Source organism: Rhizobium indigoferae, assembly GCF_034554815.1.
GTDB classification, from domain to species: domain Bacteria; phylum Pseudomonadota; class Alphaproteobacteria; order Rhizobiales; family Rhizobiaceae; genus Rhizobium; species Rhizobium leguminosarum.
The window spans coordinates 2,163,609-2,180,429 of the sequence record NZ_CP140635.1 but is presented as its reverse complement, the minus strand read 5'-3'; the positions used below and the strand labels follow the sequence as shown (position 1 = coordinate 2,180,429).

14 protein-coding genes are annotated in these 16,821 nt (G+C 61.4%); 9 read left to right on the top strand and 5 right to left on the bottom strand.

Annotated elements, in window-relative coordinates:
- Nucleotides 1-22 precede the first annotated feature (22 nt).
- Entirely contained in the window at nt 23-2,335 is a 2,313-nt protein-coding gene (locus U5G49_RS11110) for an NADP-dependent malic enzyme (protein WP_130652509.1), read from the bottom strand.
- A gap of 234 nt (nt 2,336-2,569) precedes the next feature.
- Between U5G49_RS11110 and U5G49_RS11105 the strand changes: the two genes are divergently transcribed.
- On the top strand, nt 2,570-4,009 hold the full coding sequence (locus U5G49_RS11105) for an FAD-binding oxidoreductase (protein ID WP_193442443.1): 1,440 nt from the start codon (nt 2,570-2,572) through the stop codon (nt 4,007-4,009).
- 298 nt (nt 4,010-4,307) lie between these two features.
- On the opposite strand, the gene U5G49_RS11100 is transcribed toward U5G49_RS11105, so the two are convergent.
- Complete coding sequence (locus U5G49_RS11100) at nt 4,308-5,057, bottom strand: histidine phosphatase family protein (RefSeq protein WP_193442440.1); 750 nt, start codon at nt 5,055-5,057, stop codon at nt 4,308-4,310.
- A gap of 211 nt (nt 5,058-5,268) precedes the next feature.
- On the opposite strand from U5G49_RS11100, the gene U5G49_RS11095 reads away from it, so the two are divergent.
- On the top strand, nt 5,269-6,108 hold the full coding sequence (locus U5G49_RS11095; protein WP_193442438.1) for a UDP-2,3-diacylglucosamine diphosphatase: 840 nt from the start codon (nt 5,269-5,271) through the stop codon (nt 6,106-6,108).
- 165 nt (nt 6,109-6,273) lie between these two features.
- Nucleotides 6,274-7,494, top strand: a complete 1,221-nt coding sequence (locus tag U5G49_RS11090) for an MFS transporter (protein WP_193442436.1) — start codon at nt 6,274-6,276, stop codon at nt 7,492-7,494.
- Here the strand turns inward: U5G49_RS11090 and dgcA are convergent.
- Complete coding sequence (gene dgcA, locus U5G49_RS11085) at nt 7,446-8,429, bottom strand: N-acetyl-D-Glu racemase DgcA (protein WP_193442434.1); 984 nt, start codon at nt 8,427-8,429, stop codon at nt 7,446-7,448. The genes U5G49_RS11090 and dgcA overlap by 49 nt on opposite strands.
- 100 nt (nt 8,430-8,529) lie before the next feature.
- Here dgcA and U5G49_RS11080 point away from each other — a divergent pair, with 100 nt between their 5' ends.
- The 5 genes from U5G49_RS11080 (at nt 8,530) to U5G49_RS11060 (ending at nt 13,963) form a co-directional block, all read left to right on the top strand.
- The gene (locus U5G49_RS11080; protein WP_193442432.1) at nt 8,530-9,699 is read left to right on the top strand and encodes an ABC transporter permease; all 1,170 of its coding nucleotides are present in this window, start codon (nt 8,530-8,532) and stop codon (nt 9,697-9,699) included.
- 1 nt (nt 9,700) lies between these two features.
- Nucleotides 9,701-10,546: an ABC transporter ATP-binding protein gene (locus U5G49_RS11075; RefSeq protein ID WP_003559847.1), complete on the top strand. Its 846-nt coding sequence runs from the start codon at nt 9,701-9,703 to the stop codon at nt 10,544-10,546.
- Nucleotides 10,547-10,555: 9 nt separating this feature from the next.
- Complete coding sequence (locus U5G49_RS11070; protein ID WP_018072308.1) at nt 10,556-11,926, top strand: MlaD family protein; 1,371 nt, start codon at nt 10,556-10,558, stop codon at nt 11,924-11,926.
- A gap of 24 nt (nt 11,927-11,950) precedes the next feature.
- Entirely contained in the window at nt 11,951-12,562 is a 612-nt protein-coding gene (locus U5G49_RS11065; protein WP_113542080.1) for an ABC-type transport auxiliary lipoprotein family protein, read from the top strand.
- Nucleotides 12,563-12,709: 147 nt separating this feature from the next.
- A complete protein-coding gene (locus U5G49_RS11060) occupies nt 12,710-13,963 on the top strand; it encodes a sensor domain-containing diguanylate cyclase (RefSeq protein ID WP_193442430.1) in 1,254 nt (417 codons plus the stop codon).
- Between the two features lie 143 nt (nt 13,964-14,106).
- Here the strand turns inward: U5G49_RS11060 and U5G49_RS11055 are convergent, their stop codons facing one another.
- Nucleotides 14,107-14,982 (bottom strand): D-alanyl-D-alanine carboxypeptidase family protein, encoded by an 876-nt coding sequence (locus tag U5G49_RS11055; RefSeq protein ID WP_193442427.1) that lies wholly within the window; start codon nt 14,980-14,982, stop codon nt 14,107-14,109.
- Between the two features lie 371 nt (nt 14,983-15,353).
- Here U5G49_RS11055 and U5G49_RS11050 point away from each other — a divergent pair, with 371 nt between their 5' ends.
- The gene (locus U5G49_RS11050) at nt 15,354-16,103 is read left to right on the top strand and encodes an aminoacyl--tRNA ligase-related protein (RefSeq protein WP_193442425.1); all 750 of its coding nucleotides are present in this window, start codon (nt 15,354-15,356) and stop codon (nt 16,101-16,103) included.
- Between the two features lie 54 nt (nt 16,104-16,157).
- Here the strand turns inward: U5G49_RS11050 and U5G49_RS11045 are convergent, their stop codons facing one another.
- On the bottom strand, nt 16,158-16,718 hold the full coding sequence (locus U5G49_RS11045; RefSeq protein WP_193442423.1) for a cysteine hydrolase family protein: 561 nt from the start codon (nt 16,716-16,718) through the stop codon (nt 16,158-16,160).
- Nucleotides 16,719-16,821: the final 103 nt, after the last annotated feature.

The window sequence follows — 16,821 nt, the reverse complement described above, 5'->3', positions numbered from 1 at the left end:
TTTGTCAGCAGTCTGAGCCGGCTCAGGCCGGTTGCGATGCCTCGACGACGGCGAGTGCCGCCATGTTGACGACGCCGCGGGAGGTGACCGAGGGGGCGAGGATATGGGCGGGCAGGGCGGTGCCGAGCAGGATCGGGCCGACATGCAGGCCGTCCGTCATCGACTTCACCACACCGAGCGTGATGTTGGCGGCATCGAGGTTCGGGAATACCAGGAGGTTCGCCTCGTCGTGCAGCGTCGTGTCCGGCATGACGCGCTTGCGCAACGCTTCAGTGATGGCGCTTTCGCCGTGCATCTCACCGTCGACCTCGAGGTCGGGTGCGGCTTCGCGCACGAGCTGCAGCGCATTGCGCATCTTCGTGGCGCTTTCGGATTCACGCGAACCGAAATTGGAATGCGAGACCAGAGCGGCGCGCGGCGTGATGCCGAAACGGCGGATTTCCTCGGCCGCGAGCACCGTCGCCTCGGCGATCTCTTCGGCGTTCGGATTAAAGGTGACGTAGGTGTCGGTGAAGAAAGTGGCGCCGCGCTGCGAGATCATCAGGCTGAGGGCTGAGAAATCGCGGACATCCTTGCGCTTGCCGATGATCAGGCGGACGTCGCGCAGGTGCTTCTCGTAGCGGCCTTCGAGGCCGCAGATCAGCGCATCGGCCTCACCGCGCCGCAGCGCCAGTGCGCCGATGACGGTGGTGTTGGTGCGTACGATCGTGCGGGCAGCTTCCGGGATGACGCCGCGGCGGCCGACGAGGGAGAAATAGAGATCGACATATTCGCGGAAGCGCGGATCGTCTTCCGGGTTGATGACCTCGAAATCCTGCAGCGGCCGGATGCGCAGGCCGTAGCGCTTCAGGCGTGTCTCGATGACTTGCGGGCGGCCGATCAGGATCGGTTCGGCAAGGCCTTCCTCGAGCAGCACCTGGGCGGCGCGCAGTACGCGTTCGTCCTCGCCTTCGGAGAAGATGACGCGCTTGCGCTCTGCCGCCTTGGCGGCGGTGAAGATCGGCTTCATGACGAAGCCGGAGCGGAAAACGAAGCGGTTCAGCTGGTCGAGATAGGCGTCGAAATCCTGGATCGGGCGGCGCGCGACGCCGCTCTGTTCGGCGGCCTTGGCGACCGCAGGCGCGATGCGCAGGATCAGGCGCGGATCGAAGGGCGAGGGGATCAGATAATCGGGGCCGAAAACCGGGGTCTCGCCGGAATAGGCGCGGGCGGCGACATCCGACGGCTCTTCGCGGGCAAGGGCTGCGATGGCGCGCACGGCCGCCATCTTCATTTCTTCATTGATCGTCTCGGCGCCGCAATCGAGCGCGCCGCGGAAGATATAAGGGAAGCAGAGGACGTTGTTGACCTGGTTGGCGAAATCCGAGCGGCCGGTGCAGATCATCGCATCGGGTCGGGCAGCACGGGCGAGATCCGGCATGATCTCCGGCGTCGGATTGGCAAGCGCCATGATCAACGGCTTGTCGGCCATCTGCGCCAATAGTTCCGGCTTCAGCACGCCGGCCGCCGACAGGCCGAGGAAGACGTCGGCGCCGCCGATATTTTCGGCCAGCGTACGCGTCTCGCTCTTCTGGGCATAGATGGATTTCCATTCGTCCATCAGCTCGATGCGGCCCTCATAGACGAGGCCTTCGAGATCGTGAACCCAGATGTTTTCGCGTTTTGCCCCGAGAATGACAAGCAGGTTGAGGCAGGCAAGGGCGGCGGCACCGGCACCGGAGGCGACGATCTTGATGTCGGCGATGTTCTTACCGGCGAGTTCCAGCCCGTTCAGGATCGCGGCGGCGACGATGATCGCCGTACCGTGCTGATCGTCGTGGAAAACGGGGATCTTCATCTTCTCGCGCAGGCGCCGCTCGACCTCGAAACACTCCGGCGCCTTGATGTCCTCGAGGTTGATGCCGCCGAAGGTCGGCTCCAGCGAGGCGATGGTCGAAACCATCTGGTCGACGCCTGCCGCGTCGATCTCGATATCGAAGACGTCGATGCCGGCGAATTTCTTGAAGAGCACCGCCTTGCCCTCCATAACAGGCTTGGAGGCAAGCGGGCCGATATTGCCGAGGCCAAGCACGGCGGTGCCGTTGGAGATGACGGCTACGAGATTGGCGCGCGAGGTATATTCGGCCGCCATTTCGGGATTGTCGCGGATGGCAAGGCAAGGGGCGGCAACGCCGGGCGAATAGGCAAGCGCCAGGTCGCGCTGGTTGCCGAGCGGCTTTGTCGCCTGGATCTCCAGCTTGCCGGGGCGGGGATAGCGGTGGAAGAAAAGCGCCTGTTCGTCGAGATCGCCGCTCGTCAGATTCTTTTCCGTCTTCGATTTTTCCGGGTGATCCATCGCCGCCTCCGTGCACGTCTTTTGGGGAGTTCCCTCCATACATCAATCGGATACGGGCGACAGTATGGAAATGAGGGATGGGAGAAGTTTTCGTGAGATGGGCGGGGGGCCCGCGGGACGACCATTCGTCCCTGATGCCAATGGCTAATCCTTTTGGAAAACTTGTTTGACGACCTCAACAGGCGCAGGATGCCGGCCGCGACGGTGCGGGGCGCCGGTCGCATGGAGGAAATCATGGACAATTTGAACCTCACGACCCTGCAAAGGGGGCAGACGATGGTCAATGACGTGGCCATCGATGCTTTTGCCGCCGGATTTCGCGGCAGTCTCCTGACCAGTAAGGACATGGATTACAACGAAGCGCGGACGATCTGGAATGCGATGATCGACCGCCGGCCCGGGCTTATCGCGCGCTGCGCCGGTGCTGCCGATGTGGTGCGGGCGGTGCGGTTTGCACGCGACAATAATCTGCTCCTTTCGGTGCGTGGCGGCGGCCACGGCATCGCCGGCAATGCTGTCTGCGAGGGCGGTATCGTCATCGATCTGTCGGCGATGAAATCGGTGCGGGTCGATCCACAGACCAAGCGCGCCAGGATCGAGCCGGGCGCGACACTCGCCGACGTCGACAAGGAAACGCTGGCCTTCGGGCTGGTGCTGCCGACCGGCATCAACTCCACGACCGGCATCGCCGGCCTGACACTCGGCGGCGGTTTCGGCTGGCTGACCCGCAAATTCGGGCTGACGCTCGATAATCTGCTTTCGGTTGATGTGGTGACGGCCGATGGCGAGCTGGTCAAGGCGAGCGAAAAAGAAATGCCGGATCTCTTCTGGGCGCTGCGTGGCGGCGGCGGCAATTTCGGCGTCGTGACTTCTTTCGAATTCCAGCTCAACCCACTCAACACAGAGGTTCTCGCTGGGCTCGTCGTGCATCCCTTCGCCGATGCTGAAAAGGTGCTCAAGGAGTACCGGCAGGCGCTGGAGGCGGCCCCTGACGAACTGACCTGTTGGGTGGTGATGCGTCAGGCGCCGCCGCTGCCGTTCCTTCCGGCCGAATGGCACGGCAAGGAGATCGTGGTGCTGGCCATGTGCTATTGCGGAGACATTGCGGCGGGCGAAAAGGCAACGGCCAGATTGCGCGCGATCGGAAATCCGATTGCCGACGTCGTCGGCCCAGTGCCGTTCACCGGCTGGCAACAGGCATTCGACCCGCTGCTCACGCCCGGTGCGCGCAATTATTGGAAGAGCCAGGATTTCGCCTCTCTCTCGGATGCGGCGATCGACGTCCTGCTCAACGCCGTGCGCAAGCTGCCCGGACCGGAGTGCGAGATCTTCATCGGCCATGTCGGTGGTGCCGCTGGCCGCGTACCCACCGAGGCGACCGCATTTCCGCAACGAAGCTCGCATTTCGTCATGAATGTGCATGCGCGCTGGCGGGAAGCCGGGATGGATGGAAGCTGTATCGGTTGGGCGCGGGAGCTCTTCGAGGCAACCAAGCCGCATTCGGTCGGCACCGCCTACATCAACTTCATGCCGGAGGACGAGGTCGATCGGGTCGAAAGCGCTTACGGCGCCAACTACGGTCGCCTTGCCGAAATCAAGCGGCGTTACGATCCGAACAATCTGTTCCGGATGAATCAGAACGTGAAACCGATGGCGGCGGTGCGAGCTGCCTGACGGGACTGGCGTGGAATCAAGGCGTTGGAGCCTCCGCCGCGCGTTTGCTTAACGCGCGGCGGACCTGCCCAAGGCGAGCCGCAACCGCGCGGTGATGTCGCTCCAATGCATTGAGGCGATCCTCATGATAGAGTCGGTTTGTGGCCAACGTCCTCGCCATCAAGGGGCTCTAGTTTCGGGGCAAGGCCACATGACGCATTGATGTTCGCTGCGCGTGACGATTGGGCCGAATACGGCGCTGGCAATTTGGTGAGCGTGACCCGCCACTGGTCCTGTAGCGGCGCTCTGCAAGGCGTCGCTAACCGCCGGGCTTCGGCGTAAGCGTCACGTCGGCGCCATAGGCGTCGCGCAGTTCGCCTTCCTGTCCCGGTTGCCGGTCGGCGGCCTGATGCAGCAGGATCGACTCGTATCCTTGCGAGCGCGTCCCCTCGATCAGCGTGATATCGGCGTTTCCAGGATTGTCGGAGCGCTCGAACCACTCGACGGGGCGGTGCAGGAAATTCATTTCGACCGCCCGGTTGGTGACGCCATGACCGACGATCACAACGTTGTGGTCGCTATTTTCGGCATCGTGCATAACGGTCTGCAGGAACAGGCGCACCCGCTGGGCCACATCCGCCCGGCTTTCGCCATCCGGCGGTCGTGCGTAGAACTTGCCGCTGTTGCTGCGCAGCCTCGCCCATTTTTCGAACTCCTCGGGAAACTTCTGCTTCTGTTCGGCGTGGTCATAGATTTCGGTGAAGAGACCGAAATCCTGCTCGCGTAGCAGATAATCTTCCCTGATGTCGCCGACAAAGCTTTCCGGCAGGGCTTCGAGCAGCGCATCCTTGCTCTGCCGCGTCCTCAGAAAGGGCGAGTACCAGATCTGCAGCTTGCCGAAACCCGCGCTCGGCAATGCGTTGAGATAGGAGGCGATCACGCCGCCTGCCTCGAGTGCCTGCCGATGGCCCCACTGCGTCAGCGGCACGTTGTGATCGCCGAATTGGCGGTAGGCCTGTTCGTTGATGTTGCCGAGGGATTCGCCGTGGCGAACGAGAAAAAGACGCATCAGCCATCCCGCATTGTCGGATATGAATCGCCGCCATCATGAACGCCCTGAATGCGCAGGGCAACATGGCCGGTAGGCCTGGCGGCGACGGGCATCCTGCCCGCGTGGCGACAGGCATCCTGCCCGCGCGGAATGATCGGGTTTGCAGCGCTTTTCCCGGTCTTGTCATCTTCCTGAAACACGAGTCTGTTTTTGGAAGGCTAGATGAAAGATGGGACATGAGCGGCAGCTCGTGAAAGACATGATGGAACCCAGACATTTCCGCACGCTCTTCATTTCCGATGTCCATCTCGGCTCGAAGGCCGCGAAGGCCGACTTCCTGCTGGATTTCCTGCGCCACCACGAGGCCGATACGATCGTGCTCGTCGGCGACATCGTCGACGGCTGGCGTCTCAAGCGCAGCTGGTACTGGCCGCAGGTCTGCAACGACGTCGTCCAGAAGCTGTTGCGCAAGGCGCGCAAGGGCACGCGCGTCGTCTATATTCCCGGCAATCACGACGAATTCCTGCGGGCCTTCCCGGGCATGCATTTTGGCGGCATCGAAGTCGTCGAGCGCATGATGCATGACGGCGCAGACGGCAGAAAGTACCTGATCCTGCACGGCGACGAGTTCGACGTCGTCGTCCGCAATGCACGACTGCTCGCCTATCTCGGCGACTGGGCCTATGACACGGCGATCCGCATCAATATCATCCTGGCGGCGGTGCGCCGTCGCCTTGGCATGCCCTACTGGTCGTTCTCGGCCTGGGCGAAGCTGCAGGTCAAGCATGCCGTCAATTTCATCGGTGAATTCGAGCGCGTCGTGGCAGAGGAAGCCCGCAAAAATGGCGCCGATGGGGTGATCTGCGGACATATCCATCATGCCATCATCCAGGATATGGACGGTATCCGTTACATCAACACAGGTGATTGGGTGGAAAGTTGCACGGCGGTCGCCGAGCACGAGGACGGCACGTTCGAACTGATCACCTGGCGGGCGCTCGCCAGCAGTGTGACAGCACTTGCCGCCATCGAGCGGGAAGACGCAGAACTGGCTCCTCAGGCCGCCTGATTTTGGCGCCGGCGCATCCGCGCCTGCGCTCCCTCGAATTTAGCCGTTACCGTTAGGCGACAGGCCCTATTTATTTTCTAAAACGTTTCAGAACGGCTATTTCTCGTAATAGTCGCCTCCAGGGTGGTGTGTTAGGACAACGTCCAGTTTCCTTCAGGTCCACCCATGATTCCCGCTCAAAATTCCCCGACGGGTGAGGGAGCGCCGCCGCGCTTCCGGCTGCTTAGCGCGCTTTCCTATTGCGCGCCGCTGCTCGTCAACGGCATCGTCCTGCCGTTTTTTCCCGTGTGGCTCGCAACCCACAGCTTCAGCGACCACGAGATCGGCATCATCCTTGCCATACCGATGGTGGTTCGCGTGTTGGTGGCGCCTGTCGTCGCCATGATCGCCGATCGATTGAAGGAGCGCGCCGACGTGCTGCTTTGGTCGGGTTGCCTATCGCTGCTGACGGCGATCGCGCTTTTCTGGACGACGACCTTCTGGCCCGTGACGATCGTCTATGCGCTGCAGGGCGCCACTTTCGCGCCCTATGTGCCCGTCGTTGAATCGATCGTCATCTCGGGCGTGCGCCGCTGGGGGCTCGATTACGGATCGATGCGCGTGTGGGGCTCGATTGCATTCATCGTCTCGACGCTGGTCGGTGGCCAGTTGATAAGCCGGTGGGGCGGCGAAATGGTGCTGCCGGTCATGGTCTTCGGCTTTATCATGACCGTTGTCATGGCGATCTTCTGTCCGCGCATCGGACCGACGCGACGGCGCGGCCAGCCGATCGACATTCCGGCAGCCACCGGCAGCGGTCTGCGCGAGCCGCACCTTCTGCTGCTTCTGATCGGCGTCGCCATCCAGCAGTCGAGCCATGCGGTGCTGAACGCCTTTTCCTCGATCTACTGGCATCATCTCGGCTTCTCCGGCACGCAGGTCGGCCTGCTCTGGAGCGCCGGCGTCGCTTCGGAAGTGACTGTGTTCTTCCTGTCGAAGCGTCTCAACCGTCGCTTCGATGCCTGGACGCTGATCCGCTTCGGCTGCGCCATCAGCGTCTGCCGCTGGATCCTGTTTCCGATGAATACAGGCTTTGCCGGTTTCTTCCTGCTGCAATGTTTCCATGGCTTTACCTACGCCTTCGTGCATACCGGCGTGCAGCGGCGGATCGTGGCGACCGTGCAGGAAACGCAGGAATCCTCGGCGCAGGGCGCCTATTTCTTCTATGTCGGCATGGCGATGGCGCTGATGACCCTGGCGTCGGGTTATCTCTATGCCTGGCTCGGCGTCGTCAGCTATTACGTCATGGCCGTGGTCGCGTTCTCCGGCCTCGGCCTCGTCATCTCAGCCTATTATCTTCAGCCCCAGAGGGTGGTTTCGGGCGGAAAGACCAGGGAAGCGGCGTAACGAAGACCGGGTTCGCGGTCGCGGGCAAGCAGCAGCGGACCGTCGAGATCGACAAAATCGGCATTCTGAGCAAGCAGAACGGCGGGCGCCATGGCAAGCGAGGTGCCGACCATGCAGCCAATCATGATGCTGAATCCAAGCCGTTCGGCCTCGGCCTTCATCGTCAGCGCCTCCGTCAGGCCGCCCGTCTTGTCGAGCTTGATGTTGATCGCGTCGTAGCGGTCGGCAAGGCTTGCGAGATCGCCGGTGTGGTGGACGCTCTCGTCGGCGCAGACGAGGAGCGGGCGGCGGATTTCGGCGAGGAGCCCATCGCGGCCGGCCGGCAGCGGCTGCTCGACGAGGGCCACACCCGCTTGCGCCGCGATATTGAGGTGACGTTCCAACACCGCTTCCGGCCAGCCTTCATTGGCGTCGAGGATGATTTCGGCATCGGGCGCGGCGGCGCGGACGGCACGGATGCGGCTTTCATCGTCGCCGGTGCCGACCTTGACCTTGAGCAGGGCGCGGCCGGCATGCTCGCGCGCCTGGGCGGCCATCACCTCCGGTTCGCCGAGCGAGATGGTGTATGCGGTGGTGAGCGGCTGCGGAGCGGAAAGGCCGAGGCGGGCGGCGACGCTGTCTCCTGTCTGCTTCGCCTCGAGGTCCCAGAGGGCGCAATCGACGGCGTTGCGGGCCGCACCCGGCGGCATGGCCGACAGCAGGTCGCTGCGCGAGATGCCGGCCTCGATCAGCGGTCGAGCCGCCTCGATTTGGGCGAAAACGCTCTCCATCGTCTCGCCGTAGCGGCGATAGGGCACGCATTCGCCGAGCCCGTGCGCTCCCTCTTCGACAAGCGTGCAGGTGATGACCTCGGCTTCGGTCTTTGCCCCGCGCGAGATGGTGAAGGTCCCGTCAATCGGAAAGGAATTCGTCTGGATATCGAGGGTGCGCGGCATTATTGCTCTCCTGCAAGCATGGAAATTGCACGGTGCTTCTGTATATTGACGCGCCGGGCGAACGATCTGCTTCGCGATTCGCGCAATGTCGCTGTAAGCCTTGAAAGACACAAGTATCTTGAACGCCGAGAATCGCAACGCCGCCTCACTGCAAGTGGACGACCAGGCTGATGGCTCGGGACAGCGTGTGCGTCTTCAGGGAAATTGGCGCAGCGCCTACATCCATCTGGTGCTGCGCGATTTCGAAAAGCTCCTGCAGAAGAAGACCGGCGACCTGACGGTAGACCTCTCGGACATTGCGGAGATCGACACAGCCGGCATCTGGCTGCTGTGCCGGCTGAAGAAACAAGAAGAGGCTGGCGGGAGTACGGTTCGCTTCGAAGGCACCAACCCGCATATCGACGAAATGCTGGAGATGTTTTCCGAGGAGCCGGCCAAGCCCGAGCCGGAGCAGACGGAAAAAGTATCGCTTGCCGCGCGCATCTTCGCGCCGATCGGCAAGATGACCTACGACCTCTGGGACAATTTCGCCGCCTCCATGTATATCCTCGGCTCGGCGGTGCGCGGCGCGCAGATGAAGTTCGGCCGCGGCAGCGGCGTTTCGCCAGCCTCCATCGTCAACCAGATCGACCATATGGGCGTTCGCGCCGTTCCGATCATCTTGCTGATGTCTTTCCTGATCGGGGCCATCATCGCCCAGCAGGGCGCCTTCCAGCTGCGCTATTTCGGCGCTGAGGTTTTCGTCGTCGATCTCGTCGGCATCCTGCAATTGCGCGAAATCGGCGTGCTTCTGACGTCGATCATGATCGCCGGCCGTTCGGGCAGCGCCATCACCGCCGAAATCGGCTCGATGAAGATGCGCGAGGAGATCGACGCGCTGAAGGTGATGGGGCTGAACCCGATCGGCGTGCTGATTTTCCCGCGGCTGGTGGCGCTGACCATCGCGCTGCCGCTCTTGACGGTGCTCGCAAATTTCGCCTCGCTCGGGGGTGCTGCCGCCGTCGCCTGGGGCTATTCCGGCATCACCTTCGCCAATTTCCTATCGCGCCTGCATGAGGCGGTGACACTGTCGACGGTGCTTTCAGGCATGATCAAGGCGCCGTTCATGGCGCTGGTCATCGGCATCGTCGCCGCCGTCGAGGGGTTGAAGGTTGGTGGCAGCGCGGAATCGCTCGGCCAGCATGTGACGGCCGCGGTGGTGAAGGCGATTTTCGTCGTCATCCTGATGGACGGGCTTTTTGCGATGTTCTATGCAGCGATCGATTTCTAGGATGGCGGACCGCGTGGACGAGAAACCGATCGATACGGAAGACAAGGACGAAAGGGACATTGTGCTGTCGGCGCGCGACGTCACCGTCGGCTTCGGCTCCAAGGTCGTGCTCGACAATCTGAACCTCAATATCTACCGCGGCGAGATCCTGGGCTTCGTCGGGGCGTCCGGCACAGGCAAATCGGTGCTGATGCGCACCGTGCTCCGGCTGTTACCGCGCCGCTCCGGCACGATCAAGATCCTTGGCCAGGATTTCGACGAACTCGACGAGCCGCAGCGCAACGCGCTCGACATGCGGCTCGGCGTGCTGTTCCAGCAGGGGGCGCTGTTCTCGTCGCTGACGGTCAAGGAAAACATCCAGGTTCCGATGCGCGAATATCTCGACCTGCCGACTTCGCTGATGGACGAGCTGGCGCATCTGAAGATCCGTATGGTCGGGCTTGCAGCCGATGCCGCCGACAAATACCCATCCGAACTGTCCGGCGGCATGATCAAGCGCGCAGCCCTTGCGCGCGCGCTGTCACTCGATCCGGAACTCGTCTTCCTGGACGAGCCGACCTCCGGCCTCGACCCGATCGGCGCGGCCGAATTCGACGAACTGATCGCCAACCTGCGCGATAGTCTGGGATTGACCGTGTATATGGTCACGCACGACCTCGACAGCCTGTTTTCGGTCTGCGACCGTATTGCCGTGCTCGGAAAGAAGCGAGTAATGGTGGAAGGCACGATCGACGACATGCTGGCCTATGACGATCCGTGGGTGCAGGCCTATTTCAAGGGCAAACGCGCGCGGTCAATCGTGCCGCAGAACGCCGCTGCCGCGCGGCACGACAGCAGCGGAAAGTGACCGGATAAGATGGAAACCAAAGCCAATTACACGATTGTCGGTTTTTTCACGGTGCTGGTGATCGCAGCTGCCTTCGGCTTCGTCTACTGGATGGCCGAATATGGCCGCGGCGGCCCGATGACGGAACTGATCGTTCGTATTCCGGGCTCGGCCAACGGCCTCAGCGTCGGCTCGCCGGTGCGCTTCAACGGCATCCAGATCGGCTCGGTGCAGACGCTTTCGATCGATGCCGACGATCCGCAATATTCGCTGGCCTTCACCCAGGTGCGCACCGATGCGCCGATCTATCCCTCGACCAAGGCCGCCTTGGAAATCCAGGGTTTGACGGGCGCTGCCTATATCGAACTGTCAGGCGGCCGCAAGGGCGAGGAAAGCATCCTCCAGCATGCGATCGACAATGGCAAACGCGCTGTCATCGTTGCCGACCAGTCGAGCGTCACCAATCTGTTGGCGACGGCCGACAAGATCCTCGATCGCGCCAACGACGCTGTCGGTGAACTTCAAGGTTTCATTGAGGATTCGCGCGGGCCGCTGACCGAGACGTTCAAGAATGCCGAAACGTTCTCGGATGCACTGGCCAAGAATTCCGGCAATATCGACTCCTTCCTGCAGAGCGTCGGCCAGCTCTCGGAGACGGTGAAGGCGGTCTCCGGTCGTGTTGATTCGACCCTTCAAGCCGTCGAATCGCTGGTCAAGGCGGTCGATGCGCAGAAGATCGACAACATCGTTTCCAATGCCGAGAAGATTACCGCCAATGTCGCCGATGCCTCGGGCGACCTTAAGGGCGCGATCCAGAAGTTCGACCAGACGGCCACCACCTTCAATGATTTCGGCAAGCAGGCGCAGGCGACACTCGACCGCGTCGATACGCTCGTTGCCCAGATCGATCCGGCGAAGGTGAAGGGCTCCGTCGACGATATCTCGCAGGCGACCAAGGATGCGCGCGCCGCCGTCGCCTCGATCCGCGATGTCGCCAACACGGTTTCGGCGCGTCAGAAAGATATCGATCAGACGATCCAGGACGTGTCGCAGCTTTCCAATAAGCTGAATTCGGCCTCGACCCGCATCGACGGCATTCTCATCAAGGTCGATGCGCTGCTCGGCACCGACAATACGCAATCGCTGTTCACTGAAGCGCGCGATACGCTGGAATCCTTCAAGAAGGTCGCCGACAACCTGAATTCGCGCATTGGGCCGATTGCCGACAATCTGCAGAAATTCTCGAGCGGCGGCTTGCGCGACGTGCAGACTCTCGTCAACGACATGCGCGGAACCGTGAGTAATCTGAACGATACGATCACCAACTTCGACCGCAATCCGCAGCGCCTGATCTTCGGCGGGGACACGGTGAAGCAATATGACGGCCGGACGCGGCGTTAACTGGGAAATCAAGGGTAGCCTAATATGGTCGCATCGCATCTGTTGTCGCGCCGTTCTTGGATCAGGGGAACGGTGATCGCGCTGCCGCTGACGGCAATGATTCTTTCGGGGTGCGGCACCGCGGCCAAGAACGACACCTACGACCTGCCCGCCGCCGTCGATGGCAGCGGACCCGCGGCCAAATCCCGCCAGATCCTGATCGCCAGCCCCACAGCGCTAAGGTCGCTCGACAGTGAGCAGATCGTCATCCGTGTTTCGCCTTCGGAAATCCAGTATCTCTCAAAGGCGCAGTGGGGCGACAAGCTGCCGCGCATAGTGCAGTCGAAGCTGGTGGAAGCCTTCGAGAACTCGGGCAAGCTCGGCGGCGTCGGCATGCCGGGGCAGGGGCTGGCGATCGACTACCAGATCGTCACCGATATCCGCTCCTTCGAGATCGATGCTTCGAACGGCAACCAGGCGGTGGTCGAGATCTCCGCCAAGATCCTCAACGATCGCAATGGCTCGGTGCGCACTCAGAAGGTGTTCCGCGCCATGGCGCCGGCCGGCGGCGACAATGACGGCTTCGTCAAAGGCCTCGACCGCGCCTTCTCCACGGTTGCCTCCGAGATCGTCAGTTGGACACTGCGCTCAATCTGAACTGGAATTCCGAGGCCACCCCGTGAATATCGGGGGTTGTCGATTGTGAAAATTATTTGATCCCATGGCATAGGGGTCGTTATCGTATTCAATTTCTTCATGAATTTGTGGAACGCATCATGTTATCGCTGTCAGGAGGCATGCTGCATGGTGGCTGCACGAGTATTCGGGAAATCGTCATTGGAGGCGATCCAACGCGAAAATGATCGCCTGGCTGCGCTGCAGCAGCTCGATCTCCTCGACACTCCGAGGGACGAGGGCTTCGAGCGCATCGTACGCCTAATAAAGGAAATCTTTTCCATCGACATCGGCATCGTGTCGCTGATCGATGCGCATCGGCAATGGTACCAGGCTTGCTCCGGCCTTTCGGCCGACGAAGTGTCGCGCGAAGACACTTTCTGCCGCTACGTCGTGGACTGTGAAAGGCCTGTTGTCGTGCAGGACGCCACCAAGGACTTGCGGTTTTCACAGCATCCTTCGGTGACGGGCGAGGACAATATTCGTTTTTACGCCGGCGTGCCGTTGAGAACAAAAGCCGGGCACATGGTCGGAACGGTATGCGCGATCGACCGCAGGCCACGATCGTTCGGCAACAGAGATCTCGGCATTCTCGAGGAACTGGCGGGGGCTGCGATGGACCGCATCGAGCTCATGCAGTCGGCCGCGATTGACAGCCTTACCGAGGCGATGACGCGGCGGGCCTTCAAGCAGGAGGCCGATCAGCTCATTTCGCTCGCTCTGCGGCACAAGCACGACCTCTCATGCATCGTCTTCGATATCGACCATTTCAAGAAGGTGAACGATACGCATGGACATGCCGCCGGAGACGAGGTCCTCAAGGTGGTGGCATCGACCTGCAAGGCGACCCTTCGAGCCGGTGATCTGTTCGGCCGTCTTGGCGGCGAGGAATTTGCCGTCATCCTGCCGCATGTCGATCGGGAAGGTGCCGTCGCAGTCGCCGAGAAACTCAGAGCCGCTGTCGCCTCTGAGATCATTCGCGGCGATCATGGCGCTCTGACCGTTACAGCCAGCTTCGGAACTTCGGCACTCTCGATCGTCAGCAAAGAGATCGAAACCCTGCTGGCTCAGGCGGATGCGGCGATGTATCAGGCCAAGCATGGCGGACGGAATCGTTGCGTGTCCTGGAGTTCCATCCACGCCGATCACGCCATTGGCGCTCGACGGCGGGTGCTGAAGGCGGGTTCGATCCTGTTCAACGATCGACGCTCGACCATCGACTGCACCGTCAAATCCATTGGATCGGAGAGCGCCGGCATTTCGGTCTCCAATACATCAGGCATTCCTTCGGAATTCATTCTGGCCATCAAAGGCGAAGGATTCGAAACGAATTGCAGGGTGATCGCGCAAGACCGGCAGCATCTGGAAGTGGCTTTCAGATAGCCCGTTAGAGCGCCGTGCGTCCTTTCGGACGCATTAAGGGCGCTCCTCTTTCAATCCTCGCATCGTGCTTTCCGAAAAATCGATTCCGATTTTCGGGCCGATGCGCTAGCAAAAACCTGCCGGCAGGTCTCTGCTCATCGGGCCTATTTGGTCGGCTGCGAATCCGTCATCGTCGCTCCCGGCTGGCTGCCCGGTGTCGTGGAAGCCGTGGCGGTCGATGACGGCGAGAGAGTGCTGTCCAGCAGGCTTGCCATCTTGTCGTCGCGTATGCTCGCGGTCTTTTCGCCCATGACGACGCCGACCACGCGGCGGCCATCCTTCAGCGCCGACGTCACGACATTGTAGCCAGATGCGTCGGTGTAGCCGGTCTTGATGCCGTCGACGCCGTCATAGCGATACATGAGGTTGTTATGGCCGCGCAGCTTCATGCCGCGGAACTGGAATCCGCGCATGGAGAAGAGCTTGAACTCCTCGGGAAAGTCGCGCATCAGCGAAACGCCGAGTGTCGCCATATCTCGCGCCGTGGTGACCTGCTCAGGATCGGGAAGGCCCGACGGATTCTTGAAGACCGTATCCTTCATGCCGAGCTGACGTGCCTTCTCGGTCATCGCCTTGGCGAAAGCCGGTTCGGAGCCGCCAAGCTGCTCGGCGATCGCCACAGCCGCATCGTTGGCGGACAGCACGACAATCCCTTCTACCGCTTCGCGCAGCGTCACCTTGCGGCCGGCGCCGACGGCGAGCTTGAAAGGCTCCTTGCTCTCGGCATTTTCCGACATGGTGAGCTTCTGATCCCAGCTGAGGCGTCCGTCATGCAGGGCCTCGAAGGCGAGATAGAGCGTCATCATTTTGGTCAGCGACGCCGGATAGTTCAGATCGTCCTGGTTGGAGCCCTCGAGGACCTGACCGGACTGCACATCAACGACGAAGCTTGCCTGGCCTGCCTGAGCCAGAGTGAAAGCGCCCATCAGGAAAACGGAAGAGAGCGCGGTGGCAAGGAGCCGGGATGTCGTCTTGGTCATCAATGTTGCTGTCTCAATCGTTTGGATGGTGGAGTGAGCCATTCGCTTTAATGTGAGCGGATCAGAAAAGTTTGTGACGGAATGAAGGACAGGGGGCAATAAAAAAGGGTCATCCACAGCTGATTCCTTTTGTCTCACCCCCTTCGGTTTTGACAATGATGCGCTCGGCGCGTAGAAAACTCGCCGTGAGCATGAAGAGCGCGCCTTTCTCCCGTCGTATCAGCACCTGCCTGCAGGTCGCGATTGCGCGCGCTTTTGGCGAACGAGGTCTTCGCGTCCTGCTGTGACGTCAGGGCGCTCAGGCGTCCGGCGCGCTGCTGGACGTAAAGCCCCTCACCACGTCAATCAAGGCTGCCAGGGAGACAGGCACCGTGCTCAATATTTATCATGTCAATTCGCTCGTCCATTGGGAGGAGCGCGAGATCCATCTGCGCGATCATATGGTCGGCTTCTTCTCGCAAGAGGTCCGCAGTTTTCTCAGATCCGTCAATCCGGCCTGGGATGTCAGGAGGGTCGAGGCGCCGGCCCTGATGCCGCGGTCGCTGGTTTCAAGCGCCTATTCGAACGCCGATATCTGGGTTCAGGAACAGCTCTCCGCCAGCGATACTATGCTGGTGCTGAGACCGGAGACCACGCCGTCGACCTACATCTACATGCAGCATATTCTCGGCAATCACTCGAAGACACGGCTACCACTCTGCGTCTGGCAGGCCGGCAAATCCTATCGTCGCGAGCAGGAGCAGCCGACCAAACACATCCGGCTGAAGGAATTCTGGCAGCTCGAATTCCAATGCGCCTTCACGGCCGATAGCGGCAACGACTATCACGCCGCCTGCCTCGAGCCGGCCCGCCGCATGATCGCATCGCTGATCCATCTGCCGACGCGGATCGTACCCTCCGACCGGCTGCCGGCCTATTCCGAGGTGACGATGGATATCGAGGTCGACAATGGCGACAAGTGGATGGAGGTCTGCTCGATCTCGCGACGCACGGATTTTCCCCAGCGTTACCGGTTGCAGCCGAGGAAGGGAGCAGCCGTCGACCACGACGTGCTGGTGCTTGAGATCGCCATCGGCCTCGATCGGTGCATTTATAACTGGAGCGTAGCCGCCGATCGATGAGATATCGTGAATGGGGACCGCCAAACGGTCCCGGTTCACGTGTGGTCCGAAAATTTATGAAAAGTCGATCTCGGCGGCGAGGCGGATTTCTACCGTCGCCTTGCCCGCATCGAAACCATCGAGTGTTTCATTGTGGTGGGCAATGATCTCGGAGAAAGTGAAGGTCGCCGTGTCGCCTGTCGTGTGGCCATCGGCAATCAACGTCACATCATATCCGAGCGACACGGCTCGCCTGACTGTCGTATCGACACAGAATTGCGACATGCATCCACCGACGACGAGGTGAGTGACCGATCGGTCGCCCAGGCGTTCTGCAAGATCGGTCTCGAAGAAGGAGTCGGCGCTTTTCTTGCGCACAACGACCTCGGCCTGCCTCGGCGCGATCTCGTCGCGCAGCGCCCAACCCGGCGTGCCGGTAGCCAGTCGATGGCCGCTGTCGCCGTCATGCTGAACGAGCACGATCGGCGCGCCCGCCTGCCGAGCTTTTTCCTGCAGCACGGCCAGCCGTGCGACGGTCTCGTCGAGTGCGGCATCAATATCAGGTTGCCGCTCCGGCGAGGCTTTGCCGGAGAGGATGGCATTCTGGACGTCGATGATCAGAAGGGCCTTGGTCATTTCGGGCGAGGTTTCCGCGGCTGGATGGCGAATGGACAACACTCGCGCTTCAAAGAGCGAAAGCCGCCCGACACGTGGTCAAGCGGCTTTCCAATTGAGGGCA

Coding starts and splice junctions, on each gene's coding strand:
- U5G49_RS11045 (WP_193442423.1), bottom strand. CDS start 16,718: ATGACCAAGGCCCTTCTGATCATCGACGTCCAGAATGCCATCCTCTCC.
- U5G49_RS11060 (WP_193442430.1), top strand. CDS start 12,710: ATGGTGGCTGCACGAGTATTCGGGAAATCGTCATTGGAGGCGATCCAA.
- U5G49_RS11090 (WP_193442436.1), top strand. CDS start 6,274: ATGATTCCCGCTCAAAATTCCCCGACGGGTGAGGGAGCGCCGCCGCGC.
- U5G49_RS11065 (WP_113542080.1), top strand. CDS start 11,951: ATGGTCGCATCGCATCTGTTGTCGCGCCGTTCTTGGATCAGGGGAACG.
- U5G49_RS11055 (WP_193442427.1), bottom strand. CDS start 14,982: ATGACCAAGACGACATCCCGGCTCCTTGCCACCGCGCTCTCTTCCGTT.
- U5G49_RS11070 (WP_018072308.1), top strand. CDS start 10,556: ATGGAAACCAAAGCCAATTACACGATTGTCGGTTTTTTCACGGTGCTG.
- U5G49_RS11095 (WP_193442438.1), top strand. CDS start 5,269: ATGGGACATGAGCGGCAGCTCGTGAAAGACATGATGGAACCCAGACAT.
- U5G49_RS11075 (WP_003559847.1), top strand. CDS start 9,701: ATGGCGGACCGCGTGGACGAGAAACCGATCGATACGGAAGACAAGGAC.
- dgcA (WP_193442434.1), bottom strand. CDS start 8,429: ATGCCGCGCACCCTCGATATCCAGACGAATTCCTTTCCGATTGACGGG.
- U5G49_RS11110 (WP_130652509.1), bottom strand. CDS start 2,335: ATGGATCACCCGGAAAAATCGAAGACGGAAAAGAATCTGACGAGCGGC.
- U5G49_RS11105 (WP_193442443.1), top strand. CDS start 2,570: ATGGACAATTTGAACCTCACGACCCTGCAAAGGGGGCAGACGATGGTC.
- U5G49_RS11100 (WP_193442440.1), bottom strand. CDS start 5,057: ATGCGTCTTTTTCTCGTTCGCCACGGCGAATCCCTCGGCAACATCAAC.